This window comes from Yaniella sp. (genome assembly GCF_030453185.1).
Taxonomy (GTDB): Bacteria; Actinomycetota; Actinomycetes; order Actinomycetales; family Micrococcaceae; genus Yaniella.
On the sequence record NZ_JAKDKW010000113.1, the window covers coordinates 1 to 4,813 of the forward strand.

The following is a 4,813-nucleotide window of genomic DNA, read 5'->3' on the forward strand; positions in this document are numbered from 1 at the left end:
TCGGGGCGAACGATGACGACGGCGCCGCGGTTGCGGTCGATCTCACGCAGATCATACATATCCTGGGTCGCCTCCAGGCCCGGGATATTGCCGAGCAGGCTACCGTTGGTCTTCTCTGCTGAGAAGACCTTCTCGTAATCGGTGAGTGCGAATTTACCTTTCGCTGGTTGAACGAGCTTGGGCACCGCGTTGATATCGACGTCGGTATGCGACTGTTGGGTCACCGCGTAGACATCGAAGACGGAATCCATGTCAGCGCCCTCGGGGGTGAAGCGTTTGATGGCACTGGCTGTATCTGTGCTCATCCGTTCACACCAGTTGGCAACGGCCGAGCCTTCTGTCAGCCCGGTGGTATCGGCGAAGAGGTAGACGCGCCACCGACCATCTGCCCGGTGGACGTGGCCGAGTTGCAGCGGTTTTGCATCGGCGACCCGAATGACCGGTGACGAGTGGAAGCGGGTGCCGATTTCAAAACCGGCAGCCAGATCCTGCTGGGTGTCAGGGCCGGTAAGCGTGGAGAAGTCCGGGGTATAGCGTGTTGCAAGTCCGGCGGTGAACTGACCGCCACGAACGAACTGTTCTTCGACCTCATCGGGGGTAACCGGCTGATCGGCATCGCGTGAGCCAACCATTTTGGACCAGCGGATGTCGTAGTCGATGAGTTCCTGGGCGGTGACCTTGCGTTCCTCCGAGTAGGTATGCAGCAGTTCCGGTTTGGCTTGACCGCTCAGTACGGCGCCTAGCTTCCAACCGAGGTTGAAGGTGTCCTGCATGGACACGTTCATGCCCTGTCCGGCTTTGGCCGAGTGCGTGTGGCAGGCGTCGCCGGCAATGAAGATGCGCGGCTGACGGTCTGCGCGTTCGTCGTCGTTGAGGTTGTCGAAGCCATCGGCGATGCGCTGACCGACCTCGTAGATCGACCACCAGGCAACCTCGCGTACCTCGATGCTGTAGGGGTCCAAAATCTTGTTGGCCGATTCGGTCACTTGTTCCACGGTGATGCGTTTGCGGAACTCAGTGTCACCCTCGGGTACAGCGCCGAGGTCAACGTAGAGGCGCACGAGATAGCCACCTTCACGCGGGATCAAGATGATCGAGCCGGCGTCTGAACTAATCACGGCTTTCTTGCGGATATCGGGAAAGTCGGTGACGAGCAAGACGTCCATGACGCCCCAGGCGTGGTTTTGTACATCCCCGTGGAGTTGGCGACCAACGGATTCTCGCACTGCCGAGCGTGCACCGTCACAGCCGACCACATATTTCGCGCGGAGGGTTCGTGTTGTTTCGGCGTGTTCTTGGGCGGTGGCCTCCAGTGTCACTTCGACGGGATGTTCTTCCGATTCGTCGATGGTCTGGGAAACATATTGCCAGCCGTAGTCGACTTCAAAACGTGACGGAGACTTGGCGGCGACGTCGAAGAGGAGTTCCTGCATGCGCGCCTGGTTGACGATCACGTGTGGGAATTCGGACAGTCCATCGGCAACGTCTTGGACCAAACCGGTGCGGGTGATGCCGTCGCCTGGGTTTTCGACCGACCAGAAGGCGGTTTCATTCACCCACAGTGCTTCGCGAACGAGCGTATCGGCTAGGCCGAAGGCTTCAAACATTTCAACGGTTCGGCAGGCAACACCATCGGCATGGCCGCGGGCTAATGGTTCTCCACGACGATCCACCGTGGCCACCGACAGCTCCGGGTATTGGGCAAGCTGTGCGGTGAGGACGGCTCCGGCGGGACCGGTACCGACGACCAGGACGTCAACCGTTTCGGGCAGCTCGGCGTCCTTCCGTATATGTTCTGGTGCCGCCGCGGCAACGCTAGGGTCTCCGAAGGTGTAACCGTTGAGGTGGTATTGCATGCTGATCTTCCATTCTGCACTCGTGTGCTCCAACACATTCTCTGCAGGACCGTACGCCGATGCATGCGACAACCGCATCGATCGGTGCTAAATTTGCGGTGTGAGCAAATCTACACCGAGAATTGAAGCAATTCACCGTGCGCTTCAGGTTCTGCGGCTGATGGCCTCGCAGGGGTCGGTGAGTGTCACCGAGGCCGCCAAACACCTCGATGTGAACCCCTCCACATCCTCCCGTATTTTGGCGACCATCGAGGCGGATGGTTTCGCGGTGCGTGGCGAGAAACAACGTTTCTTTCCCGGCGCTAGTGCGTTGCACTTTGGCCAAACGCTGATCACTCCCCCGCTGCATGAACGCTTGCGGCCGCACCTGGAACGGCTCTTTAGCTTGGTGCACGAGACGGTACATGTGGCAACGCTGGTCGGCACAACGGTGCATCATAATGACTGTATTGTCGCTACCGATCGTGCACTGATTCTGGCCAGCAGACTCGGAAAACGGTTGCCCGCGCATCTGGCGTCGTCGGGCAAAGCCATGCTCGCCGACCTAGCACCCGCGGTGGTTAATACTCGCTACGCACCGACCGACCAGGGCGCGATACCGCAGGCGGTCGCCTTCAACCTGCGAGATCTGCACGAAGAATTAGATAAGGCGCGCAAGCAAGGATTTGCGGTGAATGTCGAGTCCACCGAACAGGGCCTGGTGGCGTTGGCGGTATCGCTGGGGCACATCGGTGGCGAGCACATGGCACTGAGCGTGGCCTTACCGCTAGCGCGGTATTCCAGTGCGAGTCGTCGGGAAATTTCAGATGCACTGCTGACGGTTCAGCATGAGGCCCGGGCCGCATTTTCATCCGATGAAATTGCGCAGCACACCGATATGGTCTGATCGTTGCGACATCAACCCTGTTGGGTCGTACCGCGATGAGCTAGTGTGCCAATCAAGCACAGCACCTTGAACCCATCGGAGTGACGTCGTGACACAGGAATACGTTCCACCTTCCCCGCCTAAACCCGATGCGCCTCAGCCGAAAAGCTTGGCGACGACGTCTCTGGTCCTCGGTCTGCTCGCGCTGATTGTCAGTTGGCTATCGGTTATCGGAGCGGTCGTCAGTGTGCTCGCCGTGGTGCTGGGCATCGTCGCTCGACGCAAAATGCAGCCGCAGGGCCTGAGCGTAGCCGGCATCACCACCGGCGGCCTCGGACTGGTGATTTCCATCTACCTGGCCACCACCGCGGGGTTCTTCCTTCACGTGGAAGAAGACTGCGCGTGTGCACAGGGAGTCCAGGAGACTACGTTCGTGCCTCCAGACGGGCCTTCGCTACAATAAACGCGACCTGGTCTGTTCGCTTGCGGTGTCAAGTCTGTTGAGTCATACGACACTGGGCTAAGGTTCCAAGAACACTCACTCACCTTGAAGTTATTGGAGCAAGAACGTGACACAGGGGTACCCTCCGCCACCGCCACCACCTCACCAGCAATACAGTCCCATGCCCACTCCTGGTCCATCAGTACCGAAAGGGTTGGCCATGACGTCGCTGATCACCGGCATCGTCGGACTGCTCTTGGGGTGGGTTCCAATTGTCGGTCTGGTCATTGGCGCCGTCGCCGTCGTAACGGGCATCGTAGCGCTACGGAAATCTCAGCCAAAAGGCCTGAGCATAACCGGGATCATCACCGGCGGTCTTGGGATGTTGTTATCGATTATTCTCGCCATCACCGTGGGGTTCATCGTCAGCGCTACTGAAGACGCCGAACGAGCTCCCGAAACCGAAGCCACGTCGTCTCCGACTGCAACAACGGCAGATGACACAGCATCGCCAAGTGAATCTCCCACAGCATCGGAAAGTCCGAGCCCTACCGAATCCGAAGAAACGTCGTCGGCACCGGAGACTACTCCCGCGACCACGCCTAGCGCCACTAGCCAAGAACCGACCCCGGAGGCGCCGGAAGAAACCCAAGATGGCTCAGTCAGCCAACGAAATGCGCTTGGATCTGCCGAAAACTATCTCAGCTTCTCTGCATTTTCCCGTAGTGGACTCATCGATCAGCTCGAGTTTGAAGGTTTCTCCAACGCCGATGCCACGTGGGCCGTGGATAACGTGACGGTCAATTGGAGCGAGCAGGCTATTAAGTCGGCCGATAACTACCTGGACGTTTCAGCGTTCTCCCGCACCGGATTGATCGACCAATTAGAGTTCGAAGGCTTCTCGAACAGTGACGCCACCGCGGCGGTCGACGCTGTGAGTGCTGACTGGAATGAACAAGCAGCCGCATCAGCCGAACAATATCTGGATTTCATGTCCTTTTCCCGGTCAGAGTTGATTGACCAGCTCGTGTTCGAAGGATTTTCGCAAGAACAAGCCGAATACGGGGTGAACCAGACGGGGCTCTAGTGCTTCTCAACTCGTGTCGAGGTGATGCGCTGGCGTTCGCGTTCCTGCAGGGCTCGTTCGAGACGTTCTTCTACATCTTCACCAGCGCGGATGCCTTTGGGTATCCGAAAGTAGAAGAAAGCACCCGCAAGCCACCAGGCCAGGAAAATTACCCAGGGCTGCCAACCCAGTTGAGCAGGCATACCGGGCAGGTATTGAAGCAGCAGCGCGACGGTGAGAACCACGGAGAACCAGCCAATCACTTCACCACCACGGCCTTTACCTCCCACCCGCAGCGGACGTTCCATCGCAGGTTCGCGACGTCGCAAAATGAGGAATGACATGGATACCAGCATGTAGGTGATGACAATCATCGGTGAGCCGGATTCCACCATCCAGTCCAGCAGTGCGGTTCCGAAGAACGGCGCGATACTGGAAATGACGCCCAATAGCAGCAGCGCGTTGACGGGTGTTTTGTATTTCGGATGCAGCTTCGACAACCGTCGTGGCAGCATGCCGGTTCGTGAGAGTGCATAGATCATTCGCGATGCACCGATCAACAACGAGTTCCACGTGGTCAAAAT

The 4,813-nt window shown here is 58.3% G+C and carries 5 protein-coding genes; 3 read left to right on the top strand and 2 right to left on the bottom strand.

Annotated elements, in window-relative coordinates; translation table 11 throughout:
- Positions 1-1,856, bottom strand: a 1,856-nt coding sequence (locus L0H14_RS11665; protein WP_301419329.1) for an FAD-dependent monooxygenase, incomplete at its 3' end; no start/stop codon positions are given.
- A 100-nt stretch (positions 1,857-1,956) separates the two neighbouring features.
- Between L0H14_RS11665 and L0H14_RS11670 the strand changes: the two genes are divergently transcribed.
- The 3 genes from L0H14_RS11670 to L0H14_RS11680 all read left to right on the top strand — a co-directional run bounded on the left by L0H14_RS11670 (position 1,957) and on the right by L0H14_RS11680 (position 4,250).
- Positions 1,957-2,742 carry an IclR family transcriptional regulator gene (locus tag L0H14_RS11670; RefSeq protein WP_301419330.1) on the top strand — a complete coding sequence of 262 codons (786 nt, stop codon included), beginning with the start codon at positions 1,957-1,959 and terminating at the stop codon, positions 2,740-2,742.
- 88 nt (positions 2,743-2,830) lie between these two features.
- Entirely contained in the window at positions 2,831-3,184 is a 354-nt protein-coding gene (locus L0H14_RS11675; RefSeq protein ID WP_301419331.1) for a hypothetical protein, read from the top strand.
- 199 nt (positions 3,185-3,383) lie between these two features.
- Positions 3,384-4,250, top strand: a complete 867-nt coding sequence (locus L0H14_RS11680) for an Ltp family lipoprotein (protein WP_301419332.1) — start codon at positions 3,384-3,386, stop codon at positions 4,248-4,250.
- Here L0H14_RS11680 and L0H14_RS11685 read toward each other — a convergent pair.
- A partial coding sequence (locus tag L0H14_RS11685) for an APC family permease (protein ID WP_301421906.1) occupies positions 4,247-4,813 on the bottom strand: 567 nt, incomplete at its 5' end. The two genes, L0H14_RS11680 and L0H14_RS11685, sit on opposite strands and share 4 nt — an antisense overlap.